This is a genomic window from Kineosporia sp. A_224, assembly GCF_002198655.1.
Lineage (GTDB): Bacteria > Actinomycetota > Actinomycetes > Actinomycetales > Kineosporiaceae > R-H-3.
In genome coordinates this window covers 1-24,056 of record NZ_MWLN01000216.1, presented here as the reverse complement: position 1 = coordinate 24,056, position 24,056 = coordinate 1, and the positions used below count along the sequence as shown (strand labels likewise).

The window sequence follows — 24,056 nt, the reverse complement described above, 5'->3', positions numbered from 1 at the left end:
CCCATGCGCAGGATCGCGATCGGCCTCATGAGCACCCTCAGCGGTCTCGTGCTGCTCTTCAGCTACCACACGAGCACGAACTCGGGGACGGCGCTCGCGAGCACCGGGACGGCCGGCGGGACGGCGGCCGGGCAGTCCGACGGGACCGCCTCCGCAGACACGTCGGCCGACGGCTCGACGTCCTCGGACGAAGCCTCGTCGTCCGGCTCGTCGTCCGGCTCGTCGTCCGGGTCGTCGTCCGGCTCCTCGTCGTCCTCCGGCACCTACACCGGCGACGCGGTCATGACCCGCTGGGGCGTCGTCCAGGTCGAGATCACCGTGAAGAACGGCAAGATCACGAAGTCCGAGGCGGTCCAGTACCCGCAGGGGAACCACCGGGACGAGCAGATCAACTCCTACGCGCTGCCCGTGCTCGCCGAGGAGGTCACCGCCGCCCAGAGCGCGAACATCGACGCCGTCTCCGGCGCCACCGTCACCAGCGACGGCTACGTCCAGTCCCTGCAGTCCGCCATCGACCAGGCCCACCTGTGACCGTCCCGGGCCAGGCCCGGACGGTCCGCCCGGACGCCGACCCGGGCACCGACCCGGCCGCCGCCCCGGCCCTCGACGGCGCGACGCCGATCGTCGAGCAGCCCCGGCGCTCGTTCGTCGAGCAGGTCATGGGGCTGCCGATGAGCGTCCACGTCCGCGGGCCGCTCGCCCGCGACGACCGCGTCGCCCGCGCCGTCGAGGCGGCGTTCGCCGACCTGCGCGCCGACGACGCGATGTTCAGCACGTGGAAGCCGGAGAGCCCGGTGAGCCGGATGCGGCGCGGAGAGCTGCGCCTCGAGGACGCCCCGGAGCGGGTCCGTCGTGTCGCCGCTCTCTGCGACGAGGCCGCGGAACGGACCGGAGGGGCGTTCTCCGCCTGGCTGCCGCCGGCCGCCGGGGCCCGGCCCGTGTTCGACCCGACCGGCCTCGTCAAGGGCTGGGCCGCCGAGCAGGCCTTCGACCGGCTCGTCGACCGGCTCGCCGCGCTCGGCCCGCACGACGTGCTCCTGTCGGCCGGCGGCGACGTCGTCGTCGGATGTGCACGCACGGACACCCCGGACTGGACGGTCGGCGTCGAGGACCCGCGGATGCGCAGCCGGATGCTGCTCACGGTGCCGTTGCGCCGCGGCGCGGTCGCGACGTCGGGCACGGCGGCGCGGGGCGCCCACATCGTCGACCCGGCGACCGGCGCCGCGCCGTCCGGGCTGCTCTCGGCGACGGTCGTCGGCCCGAGCCTGACCTGGGCGGACGTCTACGCGACGGCGGCGTTCGTCCGCGGCGCGGACGCCGCGCAGTGGGCGTCGACGCTGGCCGACCACGCGGTCGTCCTCGTCGACGGTCGCGGCGACGTGCGGACGGTCACCGGCCCGCCGTCCTGACCGACGCGTGGCCGCCGGGCCCTCAAGGCGGACCGTGCCGGGTCCGATCCCGTCACCATGCGCCTGCGGCCCCGGCACGCGACGCCGACCGCCCCGGCCGTCCTCACGTGGGACGCCGCCCTGGGGCCGTCGGTGCTCCTCGTCGCGGCCGTCGTCGCCCTGAGCGTGCCGCCGGCCGACCTCACCCTGCACACCGTGCACGGACCGCACAGCAGTCTCCCAGCGAGTTCACAGCAGGACGAGAGAGACTGGTCAGGTGGCAGACAAGACCCCTGAGGCGCGGCTGCTCGTCGTCGACGACGAGCCGAGCATCCGCGAGCTCCTCACCGCGAGCCTGCGCTTCGCCGGCTTCGAGGTGTTCCCGGCCGAGGACGGCGCCCAGGCGCTGAAGCTCGCCGAGCAGCACCGCCCGGACCTCGTCGTCCTCGACGTGATGCTCCCGGACCTCGACGGCTTCACCGTGACCCGCAAGCTCCGCGAGCGCGGCCGGGAGATGCCCGTCCTGTTCCTCACCGCGCGCGACGAGACGATGGACAAGGTGCAGGGGCTCACGGTCGGCGGGGACGACTACGTCACGAAGCCGTTCAGCCTCGAGGAGGTCGTCGCCCGGATCCGCGCCGTGCTGCGCCGCACGGGCGTGGGCGGCGACCCCGACACCGGCCGTCTCGTCTTCGAGGACCTCGAGCTCGACGAGGACTCCCACGAGGTGCGCCGCGCGGGCAAGCTCGTCGACCTGTCGCCGACGGAGTTCAAGCTCCTGCGCTACCTCATGCTCAACCCGAACCGCGTGCTGTCGAAGGCCCAGATCCTCGACCACGTCTGGGCGTACGACTTCAACGGCGAGTCCGGCATCGTCGAGTCCTACATCTCCTACCTGCGCCGCAAGATCGACCACGTCGACCCGCCGCTCATCCACACCCGGCGCGGCGTCGGCTACGTCCTGCGGCTGCCCCCCGAGGCATGAGCGAGCCGACCCGCGGCATCGACGTCGCGGCCTTCGGGCCGGACCCGGTGCGTGCCGGCTCCCGGACCGAACCCCCGGTGAACCTCTTCGCCGGCCCCGCCCCCGAGGCCGTCGACGTGACCCCCGGGGCGGACCCGGCGCAGGACGACGCACCGGCCGACGCAGCGGAGGCGCCGGACGACGCACCGGCCCGCGCCGCCGGTTCCCGGCTCGCGGCGATCCCGCTGCGCACCCAGCTCGTCGCCGTCCTCGTCGGCACCCTGCTCCTCGCGCTCGCGGCGACCGGGTTCGGCGTCCAGTGGGTGCTGCGCGGCTACCTCGTCCAGCAGCTCGACGACCAGCTCAAGGCGACCTACGAGCAGGCGGTCGGCGGCGACAACCGGCTGCTCTCCGGGCTCACCCGCACCGACGACGACGACCGCCGCGGGCCCGCCCAGTTCGCCACCCGGGTCACCGTGCCGTCCCGGCCGGACCTCAACAGCACCAACGGTTCCGGGCCCGAGCGGGCCACCCCGGTCTTCACCGACGTCAGCTACGCGCAGGCCGAGGAGCTCGACGGCGCGGTCTTCCAGCTCGAGTCCGCGGACGGGACGCCGTGGCGCGCCGTCGTCGTCCCGGTCGGGGTCCGGCCCTCGCTCAGCCTGTCGTCCTACCCGGGCACGGTGACGCTCGCGCTGCCGACCTCGCAGGTCGACGCCTCGGTGCGCACCCTGCGGCAGCTCACGCTCGGCATCGGTGGTGCGGCGATCGCCGTCTTCGCGCTGCTCGGCTGGCTGGCGATCCGGCGGGCCTTCCGCCCGCTCGTCGAGGTCGAGGAGACGGCCGCGCTCATCGCCGGCGGGGACCTCTCCCGCCGGATCCAGGAGCGGCCCACGACGACCGAGGTCGGCCGGCTCACCGCCTCCCTCAACACGATGCTCAGCCACATCGAGGCGGCCTTCCGCGCCCGGGAGGCCTCCGAGGCGCGGACCCGCCGGTTCGCCGCCGACGCCTCCCACGAGCTGAGGACGCCGCTCGCCGCGATCCGCGGGTTCGCCGAGCTGTACCGGCAGGGCGCCGTCCCCACGGACGACGTCCCGCGCACCATGCGCCGCATCGAGGACGAGGCGACCCGGATGGGCGGCCTCGTCGAGGACCTGCTGCTCCTCGCCCGGCTCGACGAGCAGCGGCCCGGCCGGGTCGAGCGCGTCGACCTCACGGTGCTCGCCGGCGACGCCGTCCACGACGCCCGCGGCCTCGACCCGAACCGCCCCGTCCAGCTCGTCGGGCTGCGGCCCGACGTCGGACCCGTCCCCTCGGGCGTCGTCGGCGACGAGGACCGGCTCCGCCAGGTCGTCGCGAACCTCGTCGCGAACGCCGTCCGGCACACCGCGCCCGGCACCCCCGTCGAGGTCGCCGTCGGCACGGAGACGGGGCCGGACGGCACCCGCTCAGCGGTCCTCGAGGTCCGTGACCACGGACAGGGGCTCTCCCCCGAGCACGCCGCGAAGATCTTCGAGCGCTTCTACCGGGCCGACTCCTCCCGCCAGCGCGGCAAGGGCGGCGGCTCGGGCCTGGGCCTGTCGATCGTGTCCGCCGTCGTGTCGGCGCACCACGGCCAGGTCGGCGTCCGGACGACGCCCGGCGGTGGCGCGACCTTCCGCGTGACCCTCCCGGCAGCGCCCCCCGACTAACCCTCCCCCACCGTCCTCTGGCGGGTTGTTCACCCCAAACTCACGTTTTGGGATGCACAACCCTCCAGAGGTTGACCGCCCGGAGGAGGGTTGTTCACCCATCTCGTGATCCCCCTCACGGTTTGGTCGTACGGGTTCTCCGCGGGGGCGCGGATGCCGACGGAGTGAGAGAATGAAAGCGTTCTCGGACAGGGTGACCGCGACCCGGCACCTCTGACGGGACGAGCGGCGGAGCCGCCTCGCAGCGGCCGCCGGACCTCGCCCGGCGCGACGGCGCGCCGACGGGACCCCCTTGGTCACCCCTACAGGAGTGATGACCCACATGTCCGCCCCGATCCACGCATCCGCCACCACCCGCGAGGCGCGCACCGCCGACCACAGGTCGCGCTGGACGCGTCTGCTCGACGCGGTCGCGCCGGCGCCGAGCCCGAACCGGCTCGTCCCGGTCGCCGAGATCAGCCGCGACAGCCTCTACTTCGTCGAGGAGTGCCTCGCCGACGTCGGCCTGCGCGCCGTCATCCAGCCCGTGGGCTCGATGCCCGGCACACCGGGCCGGTTCCGCGTCCTCGTGGCCGCCCGCGACCGCGAGCTCGCGTCGCAGGTCGTCGGCGTCGCCTGAGGCGACCGACCCACCCGCTCCACGACGGGGCGCCGCGGCCACGCCGCGGCGCCCCGTCGCACGTCCCGGCTCCGCGGTCTCGGCCGTTCGGCCCTCGGGCGTCCGGCGTCCGCGCGTCCCCCGTTGCGGCGTGACCGTTCCCACACCGTTGCGTCGGGCAGCCCGGGCCGGTGCCGAGCCGCGATGATCGTCGTCGGGGCACCCGCCGGGGCTGCCATCGGCGGCCGGAACCGTTGCACCACAACGGGTCCGGACCGGCTCTGGTCGTCCGCGCACAGGATCCCGTTGGGATGCAAGCGTTTTCGCGCGCCGTGACCAACAAGTGTGACGTTCGTTGCACCTGTGTTCGGGAACACAAGGTGTGGGTACGACCTTGACGAGGATGTTCCCATCGGGAAACGCACAGGACACCTCGGACCACGAGGATCCTTGCCGCGGGGGCGGCCCGACAGGGTCGCACCCCGCGCCAACCGCTCGCCCGTCCGCACGGACCGGCGGGGCCCGACGCACCGCACGACCGCCGGCTCGCCCGGAACAGCTCGAACCGACACAGCTCGACGAGGAGACGTGGATGACGAACACCAACCAGCCCGCCGACGACGACCGCTCCGTGGGTCTGACCACCGTGGCCAACCCCAAGCGGGTCCGGCTGTCCTCCCCGCCCCTGACCGACACCTCCGACCGGGACTGACCCGGCAGGAGCACTCGGCCCAGGTCCCGCCCCACAGCGGACCCGGCTCGGCCGGCCGGACGCGCGAGCGTCCTGCCGGCCGCCGCGTTTTGGATCCCACGTCCTCGGCCCCGGCCAGGACCCCGCCGCCGTCGCAGGCTCCCAGTCAACTCCCAGGGTCGTCGGAGGGTCCGCCCAGCGGCAGGGGGTCCCATAGGAGTCACCAAGTCCACGACAGAGGTGACCGCGATGACCCAGACCACGGACCCCCGCCCCGACCACTGGCGCGCCCCCTGGGCGGCGCCGGCCGGCGGCGGGACGCCGCCGGAGGCGGCGACGGCCCCCGTGACCGCCCCCGTGACCGCCCCGGTGGCAGCCTCTCCGGAGTACCCCGCGGCGTCCGCACCGTCCGCAGCGTCCGCGCCGGCCACGCCGGCCACGCCAGTCGCCCCGGCCGGTCCGCAGACCCAGCCGCTCGGCGCCGGCTGGCCGCCGCCGGCGTCCCCGCTGTTCGGCGGGCAGGCGTACCAGACCCCCCAGCCGGCTCCGCCGGGCCAGCCGTACGGCGGCCCCGGCCACGGCGGTTTCCCGCCCGTCCCGCCACCGCCCGGCCGTGACCGGCGCGACCGCCGCCCGGGCTGGGGCGGGGTCGTCGCGATGGGCGCCGGCGCCGCGGTCCTGTCGAGCCTGCTCACCGCCGGCATCGTCACCGCGACGGACGACTCCGGCGGCACCGTGACGACGACCTCCTCGAGCCCCGCGGCCGGCACCGGCAAGGCACCGGTGGACAGCGGCAACGTGACGTCCCCGAACTGGGGCGACGTCGCGGCGGCCGTCGAGCCGAGCGTCGTCTCGGTGAAGGTCCAGGCCGGCCAGAGCTCCGGCGAGGGCTCCGGCGTCATCCTCGACACGAGCGGCCGCATCCTCACGAACAACCACGTCGTCTCGGAAGCCGCGAACGGCGGGACGATCCAGGTCGTGCTCTCCGACGGGCGCACGTTCGACGCGTCGATCGTCGGCCGCGACCCGGCGACGGACCTCGCGGTCATCAAGCTCGACGCGGCGCCGTCCGGCCTCAAGGCCGCGACGCTCGGCGACTCCTCGTCGGTCCGCGTCGGGGACGCCGTCATGGCGCTCGGCAACCCGCTGGGCCTCTCGGACACCGTGACGACCGGCATCGTCAGCGCCGTCGACCGGCCGGTGACGACGTCCGCGTCGGAGAGCCAGACCCCGCTCGGCAGCAGCGGCGAGGCGGTCGTGACGAACGCGATCCAGACCGACGCCGCTGTCAACCCCGGCAACAGCGGCGGCGCGCTCGTCGACAGCCGCGGCCGGGTCATCGGCATCACCTCGTCGATCGCCTCGCTCGGCGCGGTGGCCGGCAGCAGCCAGTCCGGCAGCATCGGCCTCGGCTTCGCGATCCCGATCAACGCCGCGAAGGACGTCGCCGACCAGCTCGTCAAGAACGGCACCGCCCAGCACGCCTGGATGGGCGTCTCCCTGAGCGAGGGCACCGCGTCGGCGGACGGCGCGCAGCGCCAGGCCGCGATCCTGCAGTCGGTGGCCGCCGACGGGCCGTCGGCGAAGGCCGGGCTCAGGACCGGTGACGCGGTCGTCGCCATCGACGGCGAGGCCGTCAGCGGCGCCGACTCGCTCGTCGCCCAGATCCGCGAGCGCAAGCCCGGCACGACCGTCTCGCTGACCGTCGTCCGCGGCGGCTCGACGCAGAAGGTCGACGTCACCCTCGGGACGCGCCCGACCTCCGGCCAGTAGGCCGCCCGGACCCGGGCGGCGTGGGGACCTCCCGGCCCCACGCCGCCCGAGAACCCGGCCGACGCGGACCTCCCGCCGCGACGGCCGACGCAGGACCGCAGGTGCTCTCCCCGGCACCTGCGGGCAGGACCCGCCGGTGATCCCGAGCCACCGGCGGCAGCCGGCCGCGGCTCCCCTCCGGCGGCCGGTGGTGAGGTCTGGTCCTCACCGGGCGCGCAGACGTGCGCGCCGAGCACGGAGCACCGTCGCGACCGCTCCCCCTGACGGCCGCGACGGTGCTCCGTCGCTTTGTCGCGACGGGACCGCGAGGATGGGCCCCGTGACGGACCTCCTCGACGCCTGGCGGGACGCCGTCCGGTCGGCAGGTGCGACGGCCGGCCCCGCCGCCGTCGACGCCGCGGGCACCGACCTGCTGGCCCGCTGGGCGCAACCGCACCGCCGCTACCACGACACCGAGCACCTCACCGAGGTGCTCGCCGCGGTCGACCTGCTCGCGGCCGACGCCGCCGACCCGGCCGCGGTCCGGCTCGCCGCGTGGTTCCACGACGCGGTCTACGACGGCCGGCCGGGGGACGACGAGGAAGCCAGCGCCGTCCTCGCCGAGGAGGTGCTCGCCCGTCTCGGGGTGCCCGCCGACCGGGCGGCGCGGGTGGCCCGGCTCGTCCGGATGACCGCGGCGCACGCGCCGTCGGACGGCGACCCGGACGAGGCGGTGCTCAGCGACGCGGACCTCGCCATCCTCGCCGCCCCCGCGCCGCGCTACGCCCGGTACGCGGCCGCCGTCCGGGCCGAGTACTCAGCGGTGCCGGACGACGCCTTCCGGGCCGGGCGCAGCGCCGTCCTCGCCGGGCTCGTCGCGGCGGACCGGCTCTACCGGACGGCGCAGGGCCGGCAGCGCTGGGAGGCCGCCGCCCGGGCCAACGTCGCGGCGGAGCTGGCCGGCCTCGGCGGCTGATCCCGTTCACCCTGGCACGGGTTGCGTGCAAGTCGCACCGACTTGCGGGTGCTGTTTCGGGTCACGTGCTCCCGGTCGCGGCTAGTCTGCGGGGGTGAGGGTGCGCCTTGCCGACATCGCCTCGCGGGCCAGGGTCAGCGAGGCCACGGTCAGCCGTGTGCTCAACAACAAGCCAGGCGTCTCCGAGGCCAACCGCAAGGAGATCCTGCGGACCATGGAGCTGCTCGGCTACGAGCGCCCCGAACGCATGCGCACGAGGACGAGCGGGCTCGTCGGGCTCATCGTCCCGGAGCTGACGAACCCGGTCTTCCCGCTCGTCGCGCAGGTCATCGAGACCGCCCTCGCGGACAAGGGCGTCACCTCGGTCCTCTGCACCCAGACGCCCGGCGGCGTGCGGGAGGACGAGTACGTACGGATGCTGCTGGAGCGCAACGTGTCAGGCATCGTCTTCGTGTCGGGCCTGCACGCGAACGTCGACTCCGACCCGGCGCGTTACGTCGCCCTGCGCAAGCGCGGCCTGCCGATCGTCCTCGTCAACGGCTACCTGCCCGACGTCGACGCCCCCTTCCTGTCGAACGACGACGCAGCGGGCATGGAGCTTGCGGTGCAGCACCTCGCCGGCCTCGGGCACACCCGGATCGGCCTGGCCCTCGGGCCCGACCGCTACGTGCCGGTGCGGCGCAAGGTCGCCGGCTTCGCCGTCGCGTACCGGTCGCACGTCGACCCCGCCGCGACCCCCGCCCAGCTCGACGACCTGCTCGAGACGACGGTGTTCACCGTCGAGGGCGGCGAGGAGGCCACCGAGGCGCTCCTCGACCGCGGTGTCACGGCGGTCGTGTGCGGCTCGGACGTCATGGCCTTCGGCGCGATCCGGGCCGCCCGGCGCCGCGGGCTGCGGCTGCCGGAAGACCTGTCGATCGTCGGGAGCGACGGGATCCCGCTGGCGGAGTTCACGGAACCCGCGCTCACCACGGTGCGGCAGCCCTCCGAGGACATCGCCGAGACCGCGGCCCGCGCCCTGCTCGAGGAGATGGCCGGCAACCCGGCGCCGCGGGCGGAGTACATGTTCCGCCCGACGCTCGTCGTCCGGGGATCCACCGCACCGCCTACGTCGCGGCGATCCCGGTCCGGATGAACCAGTCGGCCATCGCCTGCTCGTAGCGGGCGGGGTCGACGTTCCAGGCCCGGGTGTGCTCGGCGCCCGGGACGTCGACGAAGGTCACGAGATCGGGCCGGGCACGGGCCAGCGCCCGGGACGGTCCGTCCGGCACGAACGTGTCGTCCTCGCTGTGGAAGAGGAGGACGGGCACCTTCAGGTCAGCGGCGCGGGCCGGCCAGTCGAACCGGTCGAGGTCGACGTCCGCCCGGGCCTCGACGGCGCGGACGGCGACCGCGGTGACCCAGGGCGGCAGCCCGCGGTCCGCCCCCTGGCGGGCGAAGGTGTCGCGCCAGTCGAGGACGGGCGAGTCGAGGACGAGGCCGCGGACCGCCCGGGCGACGTCCGACCGGTCGGCGACCTGGAGCGCGATCGCGCCGCCCATCGACCAGCCGGCGAGGACGACGTCGCGGGCGCCCTGGCCCTGTGCCCAGCGGACCGCGGCGGCCGCGTCGCGCCACTCGGTGTCGCCGAGGTGGTATCGGCCGTCGGGGCTCGCGGGGGCACCGACGTCGTTGCGGTACATCGGGACGACGACCGGCAGACCCCTGGCGTTCCAGGCCTTGAGGTAGCGCAGCGACTCCTCGCGGGTCCCGCCGCGACCGTGGACGAAGACCACCCACGTGGTCGCCCCGGTGGCACCGGGGACGTACCAGGTCGGCAGGTCGCCGCCGTCGCCGGGGACGGCGACCTCGCTGTACGCCAGGCCGAGGGCCGTCCTCGGGTCGCCGGTGTACGCGAACGGGTCGACCCACACCGGGGTGCCTGCCGCGGGAGTCCCGGTGACCGGGGTGAACGACCGGACGACGGAGCCGGGGTGCGCCCCCGGGGCCGCGGCCGTGACGTCGCCGACGGTCCCGTAACCGCCGGCCCAGCGCAGCCCGTACCGGCCGGGCACCTCGGACCAGCGGTCCCGGTCGAGCTGGACGGTGCCGCCGACCGCCCGCTGGACGACGTACGGGTAGTACGGGCTGTGGTCGACGGCGAGCGCCGCGCCGGAGAAGTACCAGGCGATCCCCGCGACCGCCGCGACCCCGAGGACGAGGAGCGTGGCGAGGGTCCGGACCGACCGGCGGACGATGCGGCGTCCACGTCCATGTCCATGTCCACGTCCGGGGCGGTCGGCGGGAACGGTCACAGCGCGCATCCTGCCCTGCGCCGGGCCACCGGTCGAGAGCCGGGCGGCGAGCCGTTCCGGGTCAGATGGACGTCGGCCCGACGGGGCGCCCGGGCAGCCGGTACGCGGCGCCGGCGGCGAGGGCCGCGACCGGTCCGGCGAGGAGCGCGACCGCCTCCCGCGCGGCGACCCAGGCCGCTCCGCCCGCGGGGCGCGGGGCCGGGGTGCCGAGGACGAACCGCAGCACCACCTCGTTCTCGACGACCGGGTCGGCGACCCGGGCGCCGGGCCCGACCCGGCGCAGGTAGCCGACCTGGGTGGCCGCCGGCAGCAGCGGGACGGCGCCGCCACCGACGAGGGCGACGACGAGCGACTGCGCGGAGGCTGCGGCGCCCTCGTCCGCGTCGCCGGGGCCCAGGGCGTGCGCGGGCAGCCGGTACCCGACGCCGTCCGGACCGTCGGGCAGGACGAGCAGGTCGTGGCCGGCGACGACGACGGCGTGCACACCGGTGACCCGGCCGAGCGGGGGCAGCGCGGAGAGCATCGCATCGACCCGGCCCGCGCCGTCCGGGGCGTGGCTGCTCGTGAGCACCCGCTCGCCGCGACGCTTGGGCCGGCGCAGCCCGGACCCCTGCAGCCGCCGCAGCAGCTCACGACTGCTCACCGGCAGGGCCCCCGCGGCGACCGTCGCGGCGTAGCGCTCTTCGGGGACGTCGTAGTGGTCACCCTCGAACCCGCGGTCGGGGATGCCCACGGCCGCGGCGAACTCGTGGAGCTCGCGCAGTGAGGCGTCGCTGGCCAGGTGCGACCACCGACGGCCGTGGGCGGGCCACAGCGGGGGGTCGATGAGCACGGCCATGCGGGCACTCTAGGTGCGTCCCGCGGTGCGGCCTGTGGACATACGTCGCTGCGGATCCCGGTCCTCGACTGACATCCGGTCAGGGTCGACCCGGAGCACCCGCTGTGGACGACCGCAGCAACGGCCGCGCCTGTGGATGACGGCGCCGGCCGTCGCGGGTCCGTGCCAGTGTCGGCACCGGACGGTCGGGAGCCCGGCCGCGGGCAGCCGCCGCACGGCGGCGGAGGAGGAGGTCGGCGATGACGCAGTTCCAGGTGGACAGTGCACAGGTGGCGCAGGCGAGCGCCGCAGTGCACGCGTCGGCGGCGCAGATCGGCACCGAGGTGGACCGGATGATGCGCAACCTGCTCGACCTGCAGGGCAGCTGGCGGGGCCAGGCCTCGTCGTCGTTCCAGCACGTGGTGAGCGACTGGCGGGCGACGCAGGAGCGGGTGCGGGCGGTGCTCGAGGAGATCCAGCAGGCGCTCTCGACGGCGGGGCGGCAGTACGCCGAGGCCGAGGAGTCGGCGGTGCGGATGTTCTCGCGCTGACGGCGGCCGGCGCGGGCCGGCCGCCGTCAGGTCCGGCGGGAGAGCGGCGGTCAGGCGACCGCGGCGTGGAGGTCCGCAGGCTGCGGGTCGGGCACGGACCAGACCATGACGAGCCTGGTGCGGCCGTCGGCGCCGGCCTGCGGCACCCAGCGGGCGACCGGGCGCAGCGCCCGGGCGGTCCGTTCACTGACCGGAAGTTCCATGATGGCCATGGAGCCACCTCCTGTTCACCTGGCGTTCATCTTCAGCGACCGTAGCACGCGAAGGTGAACAGGCCGGGCGGGCCGGACGGGTGACGTTCAGGCCGCCCGAGCCGCGCGACGGTCGTGGGCCGACTCGGCGAGGGCGGCCGCGCCGGCGGCGAGGGCACCCGCGGTCACGACGAGGGAGGTGACGACGAAGGCGAGCGGGGCACCGACGCCGGTGAGCGCCTCGCCGGTCGACATCCCGCCGATGCCGCGGTCCTGGACGGCGTTGACGGTCCCGAGCACCACGAACCCGCCGGCGGTCAGGCCCAGGAGCGCGACCGTGAGGGCCCAGTCGGTCGCAGCGGCCCGGAACCCGCGGCGGTAGCCGTCCACAGCGCCGCCCGCGACGACCGCGCCGAGCATGACGGCGATCAGGGCGATCCCGCCGCCGATGTCGGCACCGGCGGGGCCGTCGTTGCCGCCGAGCCGCTCGACGGCGCGGAGCGCGGCCCCGAGGAGCAGGAAGAGGACGGCGACCGCACCGGCACGCACGAGGACGCGTGCTGCGGTCGAGAGGACGGGGTGCGAGGTGGTGGGCTGCTGCGCCATGTCGGGCTCCTCTCCGCGCCGGGCGCGGGGGGTGGTCCGCCGGCCGGGCGGCCGACGGTGGTGCCACGACCTTCCCCCGGCGCCCCCCGAGCGATCATGAGCACGCCTGCTCAGCCCCGTTGCACGCCCCCGGGAAATGCAGGTGAGACCGGTCGGCGGTCAGGCGTAGGCTCGCTCTTTGTGCCTGGACAGCCTGACCGGTCCATATCCGCACCCGACTCCCTGACCACCACCGCGCCGGTGGGCCTCCGCGGCCCCGGTGCCGACTCCCCCGCTGCCGACTCCCCCGCTGCCGATCCCCTGGTGTCCGAGCAGGCCTATCTCGCCCGTGCGCGCGAGCACCTCGGCGAGATGCGTCGCCGGACCCTGTCGCTCGAGGTCCAGAGCGCCGACCGGCTCAACAGCGAGTTCCTCGCGGCCGCGCTGTGGCGGCGCGCCGCGTCGCTCGTCGACGACCCGACGACGACGCTCTTCTTCGGCCGCACCGACCACGACGACGGCGAGCGCTGGTACGTCGGCCGCCGGCACGTCGCGGACCCGCACGGCGACCCGGTCGTCATCGACTGGCGGGCGGACGTCTCCCGGGCCTTCTACCGCGCGAGCCGCACCGAGCGGTTCGGCGTCGTCCGTCGGCGCCGGTTCGGCATCGAGGCCGGCCGGATCACCGCCTACGAGGACGAGCACCTCACCGACCCCGGCGAGCGCGAGCAGCGCAGCGAGATCCTCGCCCGCGAGATCGAGCGGCCGCGCGTCGGGCCGATGCGTGACATCGTCGCGACGATCCAGCCCGAGCAGGACGAGATCGTCCGGGCCGACGTCGGGACGACCGTGTGCGTCCAGGGCGCACCGGGCACCGGCAAGACCGCCGTCGGCCTGCACCGCGCGGCCTGGCTGCTCTACGCCTACCGGGAGAAGCTCGGCCGGGCGGGCGTCCTCGTCGTCGGCCCGAACGCCTCGTTCCTCGACCACGTGAGCGCCGTCCTGCCCTCGCTCGGGGAGGTCGAGGTCCGGCACACGACCGTCGAGGCGATGACCGCCGTGCACGGCGCCGTCCGGGCCACGGACGAGGTCGCCGTCGCCACGCTCAAGGGCGACGCCCGGATGGCCGAGGTCGTCCGGCGGGCTGTCTGGTCGCACGTCGCGACCCCGACGGAGGCGCTCGTCCTGCCGCGCGGCTCCCGGCGCTGGCGGGTGCCGGCCTACGAGGCGGCGGAGATCGTCACGGAGCTCACGGGCCGCGGGGTCCGGTACGCGGCGGCCCGCGACATGCTCCCGCAGCGGCTCTCGCACGCCCTGCTCCTGCAGTTCGAGGAGGCCGGCGACTCCCCCGACGACCGGGTCCAGGACGCGGTCGCCCGCAGCCGCGAGGTGAAGCGCTGGGTGGACGCCGTCTGGCCGGCGCTCACACCGCCCCAGGTGCTGCACCGGCTCCTGTCGGACGCGGCTTTCCTCGCCGCGTGCGCGGACGGCGTCCTCGACGCCGGCGAGCAGGCCCTGCTCCTGCACCCGAAGCCGGCCAGGACGCCCGGGGCGTCGCGCTGGTCGCTGCAGGACGCCGTCCTGCTCGACGAGATCGCGGACGTCCTGCGCCGCACCCCCAGCCTCGGGCACGTCGTCCTCGACGAGGCCCAGGACAACTCCCCGATGCAGCTGCGCGCCGTCGGGCGGCGCTGCTCAACGGGCTCGGCGACCGTCCTCGGCGACATCGCCCAGGGCACGACGCCGTGGGCGACCCCGTCGTGGGACGTCTCGCTGACCCACCTCGGGCGCACCGACGCCGTCCTGGAGATCCTCGACCGCGGCTTCCGGGTGCCCGCGGCCGTCATCGAGTACGCGGCGCGGCTGCTGCCGTTCATGGCCCCGGGGATGTCCGCACCGACGAGCGTGCGCGACGACCCCGGGAGCCTCGTCGTCACGCACGTCCCGGCCGCCCGGCTGTGGCCGGCGACCGTCACGGCGGTCCGGCACGCCCTCGGGGCCGAGGGCAGCGTCGGCGTCATCGTCCCCGACGCAGGCGTCGCCCGGTGCGCGAAGACGTTGGCGGGCGCGGGGATCGAGCACCACGTGCTCGGCGACGAGGCGCTGCCCGAACCGGTCGACCTCGACGCGCCGGTCGGCCCCCGGGACGACGACACCGCCGCCGGCGACGGCGCGCCGCCGCCCCCGCCGCGGGTCAGCGTCGTCCCCGCGACAACCGCGAAGGGCCTCGAGTACGACCGGGTCGTCGTCGTCGAGCCGACGGAGATCGCGGCCGCGGAGCCGGACGAGCGGACCGGCCTGCGCCGGTTGTACGTCGTTCTCACCCGCGCCGTCTCCGGCCTGGAGATCGTGCACGCCGAACCGCTGCCGGAGCCGCTCCGTGCCGGTGCCTGACGTCCGGGTCGTCGTCGGGGAGGGCGACCCTGCCCTGGACCAGCGGCTCTCCGACGAGCTCGACGCGGTGAACGCCGCGGCGACCCCGGGCGTGGCCCCCGCGCGGGACCTCACGGTGCAGGCGCTCGGCGCGGACGGCGACCTCGCCGGCGGGCTCAGCGGCTGGACGTGGGGCGTCGCGGCCGGGATCGCCCTGACCTGGGTCCGGGCGCAGGACCGCGGGACGGGCCTCGGCGGCCGGTTGCTCGCGGAGTTCGAGGCGCAGGCGCGGGAGCGCGGCTGCACCCACGTGTTCGTCACGTCGTTCACGTTCCAGGCGCCGGGGTTCTACACCCGGCACGGGTACCGCGAGATCTTCCGGTGGGACGGCGTCCCGACACCGGGCGCGGCCGACATCCACCTCCGCAAGGACCTCTGAGCCCTCGGCACCCCGCCGGGGTGCCCGCGGTCAGCGCCGGCGGTGGTGCACGAGGCGCCAGGCGACGAACGCCGCGACGAGGGCGACGAGGACCGGCGGCGCGAACCGGCGCAGCAGCACGGGCAGCAGCGCCGTCCCGAGGTCGAGCTCGGCGGCCGCGGCGTCCGGCGTGCCCGAGGTCGTCGGCAGCGAGCGGACCGGTTGCGGCCGCGGGGCCGGCGGCCGGCGGCCCTGCGTCGGTGCGGTCGCCGCCGCGAGGGTCGGGGGGCCGGCCGGGGCGCCGGCTGCGTCGTCGGCCGCGACCGGCGGAGCGGCCAGGTCGGCCTCGGACGGCGCTGCGGCGGCGAGGCCGTCCGCGGCGTCCGGCGCTGCGCCGTCGGCGGTCATCTTCGCGGCGAGGGAGTCGGCGAACTGGCCGATGATCCTGCCGCCGACGTCCTGGATGACGCCGCGGCCGAACTGGGCCGGGCGTCCGGTCACCTTGAGGTCTGTCTCGACGACGACCCGGGTCGAGCTCTCGCCGTCCGCCTCCATCCGGGCGTGCACGGTGGCCCCCGCGGTGCCGTTGCCGTTCTTGTCCCGGCCGGTCGCGTCGAGGACGACGGTGTGCGCCTCGTCGTCCCGCTCGAGGAAGCGGCCCTTGCCCGAGTAGCTGAGCGACACCGGGCCGAGCTTGACCTTGACGAGCCCGGCGAACTCCTCACCGTCCGTGCCGGTCAGGGTCGCCCCCGGGAAGCACGGTGCGACGCCCTCGATGTCGAGGAGGGTCGCCCACGCCTGGTCGACGGGCGCCGGGACGGTGAACGTGTGCTCGAGCTTCACAGGGAGGTCCTCCGGGGAACGCGCCGGGCACCGCTGCCCGACCTCCCGACAGCATGCCCCAGCCCCGTCACGGCGCATCACGAGGGACTGCCCCGGCAGCCCCTCTGAGGTAGATCCGCGTGCATATCGAGAGCGAACTACCTCTGAGGGGTCGTGGAGGGGGTGGGGCGCACGGCCGGCGGGCCGGGCCTCACGAGGAGGCCCGGCCCGCCGGGACGTGCAGTGGTGCGGTGGTGCGGACGTGCAGCGGTGCTGTCGTGCAGGGGTGGGTCAGCCGACGGCCGCGAGCACGGCCCGCCCGGTGAGGACCTTGGCGAGGTGCCGCCGGTAGTCCTCGTCGGCGCTGGCGTCGCTCATGGGGTTGGTCCCCTGGTCGGCGTTCTGCGCCGCGGCCCGGATCGCGTCCGCCGTGGCGGGCTGGCCGACGAGGGCCTGCTCGACCGCGGTGGCGCGGATCGGGACGAGGCCCATGTTCGTCAGGCCGACCTTGGCCTCGGCGATTGTGCCGCCCTCGACGCGGACGGCCGCCGCGACGCCGACGATCGACCACGTGTGCGCGACGTGGTTGAACTTCTCGTAGTGGGCGCCCCAGCCGGTGTGCTTGGGGACCCGGACCTCCACGAGGAGCTCGCCCTCGCCGATCGCTGTCGTGAACAGGTCGGTGAAGAAGTCCGACGCGCCCACCGTGCGCCGGCCCGAGGGGCCGGCGATGACGAACTCGGCACCCAGCGCGAGCGCGGGGGCCGGCATGTCCGCCGCCGGGTCCGCGTGCGCGAGGGAGCCGCCGAAGGTGCCGCGGTGGCGGACCTGCGGGTCGGCGACCGTCTGCGCCGCGAGCGACAGCAGCAGGGCGTGCTGGCGGATGAGCGGCTCGCGGGTGACGTCGTCGTGCGTCGTCATCGCGCCGATGGCGATCGCGTCGCCGTCGTCCCGGACGCCGCGGAGCTCGGCGATACGGCCGAGGTCCACGACGAGGTCGGGAGCGTTCATCCGCAGGCGCAGCACCGGGATGAGGCTCTGCCCGCCGGCGAGCACCTTGACCTCGCGGTCACCGGCACCGGCGATGACCGCCAGGGCCTCGTCGACGCTGGCCGGCGACTCGTAGTCGAACGCCGCGGGGATCACTGGGCACCTCCACTCTCGTTGCCGCTCCACAGCGGTGCACCGTTGCCGGGCGCCGCCTCGTGGCTGCCGTCCCGGGTGTCCTTCGCGCCGACCGACGCGTCGAACTCCTTGCCCTGGATGGCCTTCCAGACCCGCTGCGCGGTCGTCGGCATCTGGATGTCGTCGATGCCCCACGGCCGCAGCGCGTCGACGACGGCGTTGATGACCGCCGGCGTCGAGGCGATGGTGCCGGCCTCGCCGACGCCCTTGACCCCGAGGGGGTTGGAGGTCGACGCGGTCTCGGTCATGTCCGTCGTGAAGAACGGCATGTCCGCGGCCGTCGGCAGCGTGTAGTCCACGAACGTCGCGGTCGTCAGCGTGCCCGACTCGTCGTGACGCGCCTCCTCCCACAGCGCCTGGGCGATGCCCTGGGCGAGACCGCCGTGGACCTGGCCCTCGGCGATGAGCGGGTTGACGACCGTGCCGATGTCGTCGACGCAGACGTACTTGCGGATCGTGACCTTGCCCGTCTCGGTGTCGATCTCCGTCGCGCACAGGTGGGTGCCGTGCGGGTAGGAGAAGTTCTCCGGGTCGAACGTCGCGTCCGCGTCGATGCTCGGCTCGATGCCCTCGGGGTAGTTGTGCGCCGCGAAGGTGGCGAGCGCGACCTCCTGGATCGTCACGCCCTTGTCGGTGCCCGCGACCGAGAACTTGCCCGAGTCGAACTCGATGTCCGCCACGTTGGCCTCGAGCAGGTGGGCCGCGATGGGCTTGGCCTTCTCGATGACCTTCTCGGCCGCCTTGACGATGGCGATGCCGCCGACGACCAGGGACCGCGAGCCGTAGGTGTCCAGGCCCTTGTGCGTGATCTGGGTGTCGCCGTGGAGGATCTCGACGTCCTCGAAGGGCACGCCGAGCTGGTCGGCGACGATCTGGCTGAACGCCGTCTCGTGGCCCTGCCCGTGCGCGCTGGCCCCGGTGAGCACCTCGACCTTGCCGGTCGGGAGCATCCGGATCGCCGAGTACTCCCAGCCGCCGGCCCCGTAGTTCAGGGAGCCGAGGACGCGGGACGGCGCGAGGCCGCACATCTCGGTGAACGTCGAGATGCCGATGCCGAGCTGGATCGGGTCCTTGCGGGCCCGGCGCTCGGCCTGCTCACGACGCAGACCCTCGTAGTCGAAGAGCTCCACGGCGCGGCTGGTGGCCGCCTCGTAGTTGCCCGAGTCGTACGTGAGGCCGCACACCGAGGTGAACGGGAACTCCTCGTGCTTGATCCAGTTCTTCTCGCGCAGGGCGAGCGGGTCGACCCCGAGCTCGTTCGCGAGGGTGTCCATCATCCGCTCGATGGCGTACGTCGCCTCGGGGCGGCCCGCGCCGCGGTAGGCGTCGGTGAGCACCTTGTTCGTGAACACGTTGACGCACTTGAACTGGTACGCCGGGATCTTGTAGATCGCGTTGTACATGAACGCGCCGAGGATCGGCACGCCCGGCGTGACCAGGCCCAGGTAGGCGCCCATGTCGGCGAGCAGGTCCACCTTGAGACCGGTGACCGTGCCGTCCTTCTTGGCGGACAGCGTGATCTTCTGGATCTGGTCGCGGCCGTGGTGCGCCGACTGGATCGACTCGCTGCGGGTCTCGGTGTACTTGACCGGCTTGCCGAGCTTGCGCGCGATGAGGACGGTCGCGACCTCCTCCGGCGACAGGTGGATCTTGCCGCCGAAGCCGCCGCCGACGTCCGGCGCGATGAAGCGCACCTTCGACTCGGAGATGCCCAGGACGACGGCGAGCAGGAAGCGCGCGATGTGCGGCACCTGGGTCGCCGACCAGACCGTGAGCTGCTCGCCCGTCGGGTCGACGACCGTGGAGCGCGGCTCCATGAACGCCGGGACGAGCCGCTGCTGGCGGAAGGTCCGCTCGATGACGAGGCTGTCCGGGTCCGCGTGCGCGGCGGCGATGGCCTCGTCGACGTTGCCGCCGGTGCCGGCCTCGCCGGAGTCGAAGATCCACGTCGCGTTGACGTTGGTCCCGAGCTCCTCGTGGACGAGCGGGGTGCCCTCCTTGATGGCCTCGTTCATGTCGAGGACGACGGGCAGGTCGTCGTAGTCGACGATGACCTTGTCCGCGGCGTCCCGGGCCTCGGCGGCCGAGCGCGCCGCGATGACCGCGACGATCTCGCCGGCGAACTTGACCCGGCCGGCCGCGACGGCGGGCCGCCGCGGGTGCTTCATGTCCGGGGTGACCGCCCACGCGCAGGGCAGGTCGCCCTGCTCGGCGTCGAGGTCGGCGCCCGTCCAGACCCCGAGGACACCCGGGGACGTCTTGGCGTCCGCGACGTCGATCGAGGCGATCGTCCCCGAGGCGACGGGGCTGCGGACCATGGCCAGGTGCGCCATGCCGGGCAGGACGATGTTGTCGGTCCACTTCGTCCGGCCGGTGATGAGGCGCGCGTCCTCCTTGCGGCGGCGGGACTGGCCGAACTCCTTGGCCCCGGTGGTCTCGTCGACCGCGGTCACGCGGCACCTCCAGCGACACCGGCGGAGACGGAACCGGCCTTGGCCGCCGCCTTCACCGACTTGACGATGTTCTGGTAGCCCGTGCAACGGCAGAGGTTGCCCTCGAGACCCTCGCGGATCTCCTCGTCGCTCGGGTCGGGGTTGTCCTTGAGCAGGTCGACCGACTGCATGATCATGCCGGGCGTGCAGTAGCCGCACTGCAGGCCGTGGTTCTCGTGGAACGCCTGCTGCACCGGGTGCAGCTCACCGTTCTGGGCGAGGCCCTCGATCGTCGTGACATCGCTCCCGTCGACCTGGACGGCCAGCACGGAGCAGGACTTCACGCTCCGGCCGTCGAGATGAACGGTGCACGCACCACAGTTGCTGGTGTCGCATCCGACCACCGTCCCCGTCTTGCCCAGGCGCTCACGCAGGTAGTGAACGAGCAGGGTGCGGGGTTCGACGTCGTCGCTGTACGCGACGCCGTCGACGGTGACGGAGATCCTCCTGGTGCCCATGCGGCCTCCACGCCTCTCACGTCATACATCTCGTGCAGGAACGAGGCGGCCGCTCGAGCGGGCCACCTCGATGTGACTCACGACGCATCCAAGGTGAATGCGGCGTCGAACACAAGGCCTGGCGGGGAGTTGCCTCCCGGCGTGTCCTCGCAGGTCACCGGCCGTATACCCGCCCGGGGGCGACCCTGCGGCCGGGGGTCCCCCGTGAGAGCAGGCATAACGGACAACGACTCCCTCGAGGCAGCCACGCCACGCCCGCGCCCGAGTGTCAAGAATGTGGACACCGGGGAGCACGATGCGGGATCACGCACCGCCGTCCCTCGGTATTCAACTCAGGGGTTGCATACGGGGACGACCGGGAGTACGTTCTATTCAACCGATCGATTGAGTATGCCGAACGGGCCCGGCAGGACTCGAGGACCCATGACGGCAGATGCGCTCTCCCAGGTGTTCGCCGCCCTGGCCGACCCGGTGCGCCGGGACATGGTCGCCCGGCTCGCCGTCGCGGACGCGACGGTCAACGAGCTCGCCGAGCCGTACGCCATGACCGTCCAGGCGGTCTCCAAGCACGTCAAGGTGCTGCAGTCCGCGGGCCTCGTCAGCCGATCCCGGGACGCGCAGCGCCGTCCCGTCCATCTCGAGGCGGAGGTGCTCGACCTGATGACGAAGTGGATCGAGCGCTACAGGGTGCTCGCCGAGGAGCGGTTCCGCCGGCTGGACGACGTCCTCGCCGACCTGCCGGACGACGTCGAGCCGCTGCCGCCCGCCTGACCCTCGCCGGGCCCCGACCACCGACCCGACCACCGACCCGCACCACCCACGAACCGGAGGACCACCATGCCCACGAGCACCCACGACACCCGCATCGAGGTCGCGCCCGACGTGCCCCTCGTCCGCATCACCCGGGTCTTCGACGCCGCGCCGCACAAGGTGTTCCGGGCGCACACCGACCCCGAGCTCCTCGTCCGCTGGCTCGGCCCGCGGGACGTGACGATGCGCGTCGAGCACCACGACTGCCGCACCGGCGGCTCGTACCGCTACGTCCACACGACGAGCACCGGCTTCGAGGCCTGGTTCCACGGCACCTTCCACGAGGTCCGCCCGTCGGGCCTCATCGTCCAGACCTTCACCTACGAGGGCATGCCGGACGGCGTCGCGCTCGAGAAGGTCGTCTTCACCGACCTCGGCGACGGCCGTACCGAGCTCGTCGCGACGTCCCTCGTCGACAGCTTCGCCGACCGCGACGCCTTCGTCGCGAGCGGCATGGAGGGCGGCGTCCGCGAGGGCTACGAGAAGCTCGACGAGGTCCTCGCCTCCTGATCCCGGCCTCAGAGGTAGATCGCCGCGCATACCGAGGGCGATCTACCTCTGAGGTGCGTCACGGCGCGCGCCGGGCGACGCGCCGTGGGCGCAATCGGGTCGACCGGCGTGGTCGGGAGCCGCCAGAGTTGCGGCATGGACGTGTGGACCACCGACGACCCGGCGGCCTTCCTCGACCGGGCCGCCGCGCACCTGGCCGCAGAACCGGTGCTGACGAACGTCCTCGCGGTCGTGGCGGAACGGATGGCCCGCGGCACGTACACGTGCGACGACCCCTGGTTCGCGACCGTCGAGCAGGACGGCGCCGTCGTCGCCGCCGGGATGCACACCGCCCCGAACGCCTACACCGGTCCGGGGCCGGACGCCGCCGGGGACCTCCTGGCGCAGGCCCTGCTCGGCTCCGGCCGGACGCCGCAGGGCGTCGTCGGGATCCGCGGGCCGGTGGCCGGCTTCGTCGCGGCCTGGACGGCGGCCACCGGGGGCACGGCGCGGGTGTCGACCGACGAGGGCGTCCACGTCCTGGGCACGCTGGTCCCGCCGACCGGCGTCCCGGGCACGGCGCGGACCGCCGGCCCCGCGGACGAGGACCTCCTCGCCGACTGGCTCCTGGACTTCTCCACCGAGGCGTTCGCCGACCGGGAGCCCGAGCCGCGGGAGGTCTTCGTGCGCCGGGCCGCCTCCGGGGTCGCCGAGCGGCGGTTCGTGCTGTGGGAGGTCGACGGCACGCCGGTGAGCCTCGCGGGGCGGTCCGGCCCGACCTTCGGGGTCGGCCGGGTCGGGCCGGTCTGGACGCCGCCCGCGCTTCGGCGGCGCGGCTACGCGGCGATGGCGACCACCGTCGTGAGCCGGGCCCTGCTCGACGACGGCGCCGAGCAGGTGATGCTCTTCACCGACCTCGCGAACCCGACGTCGAACGGGGTCTACGCGCGGCTGGGCTACGTGCAGGTCGGCGACGCGGTGGAGTACACGTTCACCTGACCCGAGCACCCGCCGGGACGACGGCGGGAGCGGCCCTACCGTCGGGGCCGGCTCAGCGGCCGCCGCCGTCCGCCCGGCGCTTGGTCCACACGTCGAACGCGACGGCGGCCAGGAGCACGGCGCCCTTGACGAGCATGACGCGCTCGCTGGGCGCGCCGATGAGCGACATCCCGTTGTTGATGACGCCCATGATCAGGCCGCCGGTGATGGCACCGGCGACCTTGCCGACGCCGCCCTGCACCGCCGCGCCGCCGATGAAGGCGGCCGCGATCGCGTCGAGCTCGAAGTTCGTGCCTGCGGTGGGGCCGGCCTGGTTGAGCCGGCCGGCGAAGATCACCCCGGCCAGTGCGGCGAGCACACCCATGTTCACGAAGATCCAGAACGTCACCCGCCGGACGTCGACCCCGGAGAGCCGGGCCGCCTGGAGGTTGCCGCCGATCGCGTAGATCCGCCGGCCGAACACCGTGCGGGACGCCACCAGGGAGTACGCGAGCACGAGCACCGCGAGGAGCACGAGCACCCAGGGCAGGTTCTTGAACCGGGCCAGCTGGACGACGACGAAGCCGATGACGAGCGCCGCCGCGACCATCTTCGCGACGAACACCGGCACGCTGTCGACCTTCTGGCCGTACGCCGCCCGGGCCGACCGCCCGCGCCACTGGGTGACGACGATCGCGGCCACGACACCGACGAGGACGAGCAGGCTCACGAGGTCGGCCCCGCCGAGCGCACCGAGACCGACGTTGCCGAGGTAGCCGGGCTGGAACCCGTTGGCCAGGGTGCGCACCTCGTCGGGGAACGGGCCGATCCCCTGGTTGCCGAGCACGGTGAGGGTGAGTGCCCGGAACACGAGCATCCCTGCCAGGGTGACGATGAACGCGGGGAGCCCGAAGTAGGCCACCCAGTAGCCCTGGAAGGCCCCGACCGCCGCCCCGAACAGCAGGGTGAGCAGCAGCGCGAACGGCCAGGGGACGTCGTGCCGGACCATGAGCACGGCGCTCACGGCCCCGCTCACCGCCACCACCGAACCGGCCGACAGGTCGATGTGGCCGGCGATGATCACAAGGATCATCCCGATCGCGAGGATGAGGATGTAGCTGTTCTGCACGATGATGTTCGAGATGTTCTGCGGCTGCAGCAGGGCGCCGTCGGTGAGCACCGCGAAGAGCAGCACGATGAGCCCGAAGGCGACGTAGATGCCGCTCTCCCGGGCGTTCAGCCGAAGTCCGCGCCGGCCCGCGCCGCCGAGCGGCTCGAACGTGTCGGGTGCGGGCGCGTCCGCAGGGGTCCGGGTCACGCTCATGCTGGCTGCTCCTGCTCGCTCGTCATCAGTTGCATCAGTCGCTCCTGGGTCGCCTCGTCACGGGGCACCTCGCCGGTGATGCGGCCGGCGGAGAGCGTGTAGATCCGGTCGCACAGGCCGATGAGCTCGGGGAGCTCGGAGGAGATCAGCAGGATCGCCTTCCCCTCGGCGGCGAGCCGGTTGACGATCGTGTAGATCTCGTACTT

24 protein-coding genes and 1 pseudogene are annotated in these 24,056 nt (G+C 74.2%); 15 read left to right on the top strand and 10 right to left on the bottom strand.

Translation table 11 applies throughout. The features are described 5' to 3' along the window. Window positions 1–3 precede the first annotated feature (3 nt). From EDJALFJO_RS27565 to EDJALFJO_RS27525, 9 genes are all read left to right on the top strand, one after another. Entirely contained in the window at window positions 4–531 is a 528-nt protein-coding gene (locus EDJALFJO_RS27565) for an FMN-binding protein (protein ID WP_088289531.1), read from the top strand. After that, window positions 528–1,409, top strand: a complete 882-nt coding sequence (locus EDJALFJO_RS27560) for an FAD:protein FMN transferase (protein WP_198950711.1) — start codon at window positions 528–530, stop codon at window positions 1,407–1,409. The genes EDJALFJO_RS27565 and EDJALFJO_RS27560 overlap by 4 nt, the downstream gene beginning before the upstream one ends. Before the next feature lie 57 nt (window positions 1,410–1,466). After that, window positions 1,467–1,685 carry a hypothetical protein gene (locus EDJALFJO_RS27555; protein ID WP_088289530.1) on the top strand — a complete coding sequence of 73 codons (219 nt, stop codon included), beginning with the start codon at window positions 1,467–1,469 and terminating at the stop codon, window positions 1,683–1,685. Further along, window positions 1,666–2,373, top strand: a complete 708-nt coding sequence (locus EDJALFJO_RS27550; protein ID WP_088289529.1) for a response regulator transcription factor — start codon at window positions 1,666–1,668, stop codon at window positions 2,371–2,373. The genes EDJALFJO_RS27555 and EDJALFJO_RS27550 overlap by 20 nt, the downstream gene beginning before the upstream one ends. Further along, window positions 2,370–4,046, top strand: coding sequence for a cell wall metabolism sensor histidine kinase WalK (locus EDJALFJO_RS27545; RefSeq protein ID WP_198950710.1), 1,677 nt, complete (start codon window positions 2,370–2,372; stop codon window positions 4,044–4,046). The genes EDJALFJO_RS27550 and EDJALFJO_RS27545 overlap by 4 nt, the downstream gene beginning before the upstream one ends. A gap of 313 nt (window positions 4,047–4,359) precedes the next feature. Continuing rightward, complete coding sequence (locus EDJALFJO_RS27540) at window positions 4,360–4,665, top strand: hypothetical protein (RefSeq protein ID WP_233150069.1); 306 nt, start codon at window positions 4,360–4,362, stop codon at window positions 4,663–4,665. A gap of 919 nt (window positions 4,666–5,584) precedes the next feature. Continuing rightward, on the top strand, window positions 5,585–7,108 hold the full coding sequence (locus EDJALFJO_RS27535; protein WP_198950709.1) for a S1C family serine protease: 1,524 nt from the start codon (window positions 5,585–5,587) through the stop codon (window positions 7,106–7,108). Window positions 7,109–7,418: 310 nt separating this feature from the next. Beyond that, the gene (locus EDJALFJO_RS27530) at window positions 7,419–8,063 is read left to right on the top strand and encodes a metal-dependent phosphohydrolase (RefSeq protein ID WP_088289527.1); all 645 of its coding nucleotides are present in this window, start codon (window positions 7,419–7,421) and stop codon (window positions 8,061–8,063) included. A gap of 94 nt (window positions 8,064–8,157) precedes the next feature. After that, window positions 8,158–9,198 (top strand): LacI family DNA-binding transcriptional regulator, encoded by a 1,041-nt coding sequence (locus tag EDJALFJO_RS27525; protein ID WP_088289526.1) that lies wholly within the window; start codon window positions 8,158–8,160, stop codon window positions 9,196–9,198. On the opposite strand, the gene EDJALFJO_RS27520 is transcribed toward EDJALFJO_RS27525, so the two are convergent. After that, window positions 9,170–10,357: an alpha/beta hydrolase gene (locus EDJALFJO_RS27520; RefSeq protein WP_158220590.1), complete on the bottom strand. Its 1,188-nt coding sequence runs from the start codon at window positions 10,355–10,357 to the stop codon at window positions 9,170–9,172. The two genes, EDJALFJO_RS27525 and EDJALFJO_RS27520, sit on opposite strands and share 29 nt — an antisense overlap. 61 nt (window positions 10,358–10,418) lie before the next feature. After that, the gene (locus EDJALFJO_RS33130) at window positions 10,419–11,195 is read right to left on the bottom strand and encodes a DUF4031 domain-containing protein (RefSeq protein ID WP_094354980.1); all 777 of its coding nucleotides are present in this window, start codon (window positions 11,193–11,195) and stop codon (window positions 10,419–10,421) included. A 239-nt stretch (window positions 11,196–11,434) separates the two neighbouring features. Between EDJALFJO_RS33130 and EDJALFJO_RS27510 the strand changes: the two genes are divergently transcribed. Beyond that, entirely contained in the window at window positions 11,435–11,725 is a 291-nt protein-coding gene (locus EDJALFJO_RS27510) for a WXG100 family type VII secretion target (protein ID WP_088289524.1), read from the top strand. Between the two features lie 50 nt (window positions 11,726–11,775). On the opposite strand, the gene EDJALFJO_RS34590 is transcribed toward EDJALFJO_RS27510, so the two are convergent. Together EDJALFJO_RS34590 and EDJALFJO_RS27505 are read right to left on the bottom strand one after the other, a co-directional pair. Continuing rightward, on the bottom strand, window positions 11,776–11,937 hold the full coding sequence (locus tag EDJALFJO_RS34590; protein ID WP_158220589.1) for a hypothetical protein: 162 nt from the start codon (window positions 11,935–11,937) through the stop codon (window positions 11,776–11,778). Window positions 11,938–12,024: 87 nt separating this feature from the next. After that, window positions 12,025–12,522, bottom strand: coding sequence for a hypothetical protein (locus EDJALFJO_RS27505; protein WP_088289523.1), 498 nt, complete (start codon window positions 12,520–12,522; stop codon window positions 12,025–12,027). Between the two features lie 351 nt (window positions 12,523–12,873). On the opposite strand from EDJALFJO_RS27505, the gene EDJALFJO_RS27500 reads away from it, so the two are divergent. Further along, window positions 12,874–14,895, top strand: a complete 2,022-nt coding sequence (locus EDJALFJO_RS27500; protein WP_143448827.1) for an AAA family ATPase — start codon at window positions 12,874–12,876, stop codon at window positions 14,893–14,895. After that, window positions 14,882–15,313: a GNAT family N-acetyltransferase gene (locus EDJALFJO_RS27495; protein WP_198950706.1), complete on the top strand. Its 432-nt coding sequence runs from the start codon at window positions 14,882–14,884 to the stop codon at window positions 15,311–15,313. The genes EDJALFJO_RS27500 and EDJALFJO_RS27495 overlap by 14 nt, the downstream gene beginning before the upstream one ends. Window positions 15,314–15,343: 30 nt before the next feature. On the opposite strand, the gene EDJALFJO_RS27490 is transcribed toward EDJALFJO_RS27495, so the two are convergent. The 4 genes from EDJALFJO_RS27490 to EDJALFJO_RS27475 all read right to left on the bottom strand — a co-directional run bounded on the left by EDJALFJO_RS27490 (window position 15,344) and on the right by EDJALFJO_RS27475 (window position 20,249). Then, window positions 15,344–16,135: an SRPBCC family protein gene (locus EDJALFJO_RS27490; RefSeq protein WP_088289522.1), complete on the bottom strand. Its 792-nt coding sequence runs from the start codon at window positions 16,133–16,135 to the stop codon at window positions 15,344–15,346. Between the two features lie 270 nt (window positions 16,136–16,405). Further along, window positions 16,406–17,260, bottom strand: coding sequence for a xanthine dehydrogenase family protein subunit M (locus EDJALFJO_RS27485; RefSeq protein WP_088289521.1), 855 nt, complete (start codon window positions 17,258–17,260; stop codon window positions 16,406–16,408). Next, window positions 17,257–19,752 (bottom strand): xanthine dehydrogenase family protein molybdopterin-binding subunit, encoded by a 2,496-nt coding sequence (locus EDJALFJO_RS27480; RefSeq protein ID WP_088289520.1) that lies wholly within the window; start codon window positions 19,750–19,752, stop codon window positions 17,257–17,259. The genes EDJALFJO_RS27485 and EDJALFJO_RS27480 overlap by 4 nt, the downstream gene beginning before the upstream one ends. Beyond that, entirely contained in the window at window positions 19,749–20,249 is a 501-nt protein-coding gene (locus EDJALFJO_RS27475) for a (2Fe-2S)-binding protein (protein ID WP_088289519.1), read from the bottom strand. Before EDJALFJO_RS27475 ends, EDJALFJO_RS27480 begins: the two co-directional genes overlap by 4 nt. A gap of 423 nt (window positions 20,250–20,672) precedes the next feature. Here EDJALFJO_RS27475 and EDJALFJO_RS27470 point away from each other — a divergent pair, with 423 nt between their 5' ends. From EDJALFJO_RS27470 to EDJALFJO_RS27460, 3 genes are all read left to right on the top strand, one after another. Next, window positions 20,673–21,020 (top strand): helix-turn-helix transcriptional regulator, encoded by a 348-nt coding sequence (locus EDJALFJO_RS27470; protein WP_088289518.1) that lies wholly within the window; start codon window positions 20,673–20,675, stop codon window positions 21,018–21,020. Between the two features lie 66 nt (window positions 21,021–21,086). Beyond that, a complete protein-coding gene (locus EDJALFJO_RS27465) occupies window positions 21,087–21,569 on the top strand; it encodes an SRPBCC family protein (RefSeq protein WP_088289517.1) in 483 nt (160 codons plus the stop codon). Window positions 21,570–21,704: 135 nt separating this feature from the next. Beyond that, entirely contained in the window at window positions 21,705–22,547 is an 843-nt protein-coding gene (locus tag EDJALFJO_RS27460; protein ID WP_088289516.1) for a GNAT family N-acetyltransferase, read from the top strand. A gap of 52 nt (window positions 22,548–22,599) precedes the next feature. On the opposite strand, the gene mmsB is transcribed toward EDJALFJO_RS27460, so the two are convergent. Together mmsB and EDJALFJO_RS27450 are read right to left on the bottom strand one after the other, a co-directional pair. After that, window positions 22,600–23,850 (bottom strand): multiple monosaccharide ABC transporter permease, encoded by a 1,251-nt coding sequence (gene mmsB, locus EDJALFJO_RS27455; RefSeq protein ID WP_088289515.1) that lies wholly within the window; start codon window positions 23,848–23,850, stop codon window positions 22,600–22,602. Then, window positions 23,847–24,056: pseudogene (locus tag EDJALFJO_RS27450) on the bottom strand (ABC transporter ATP-binding protein); the annotation flags it as partial. The gene mmsB and the pseudogene EDJALFJO_RS27450, both read right to left, overlap by 4 nt.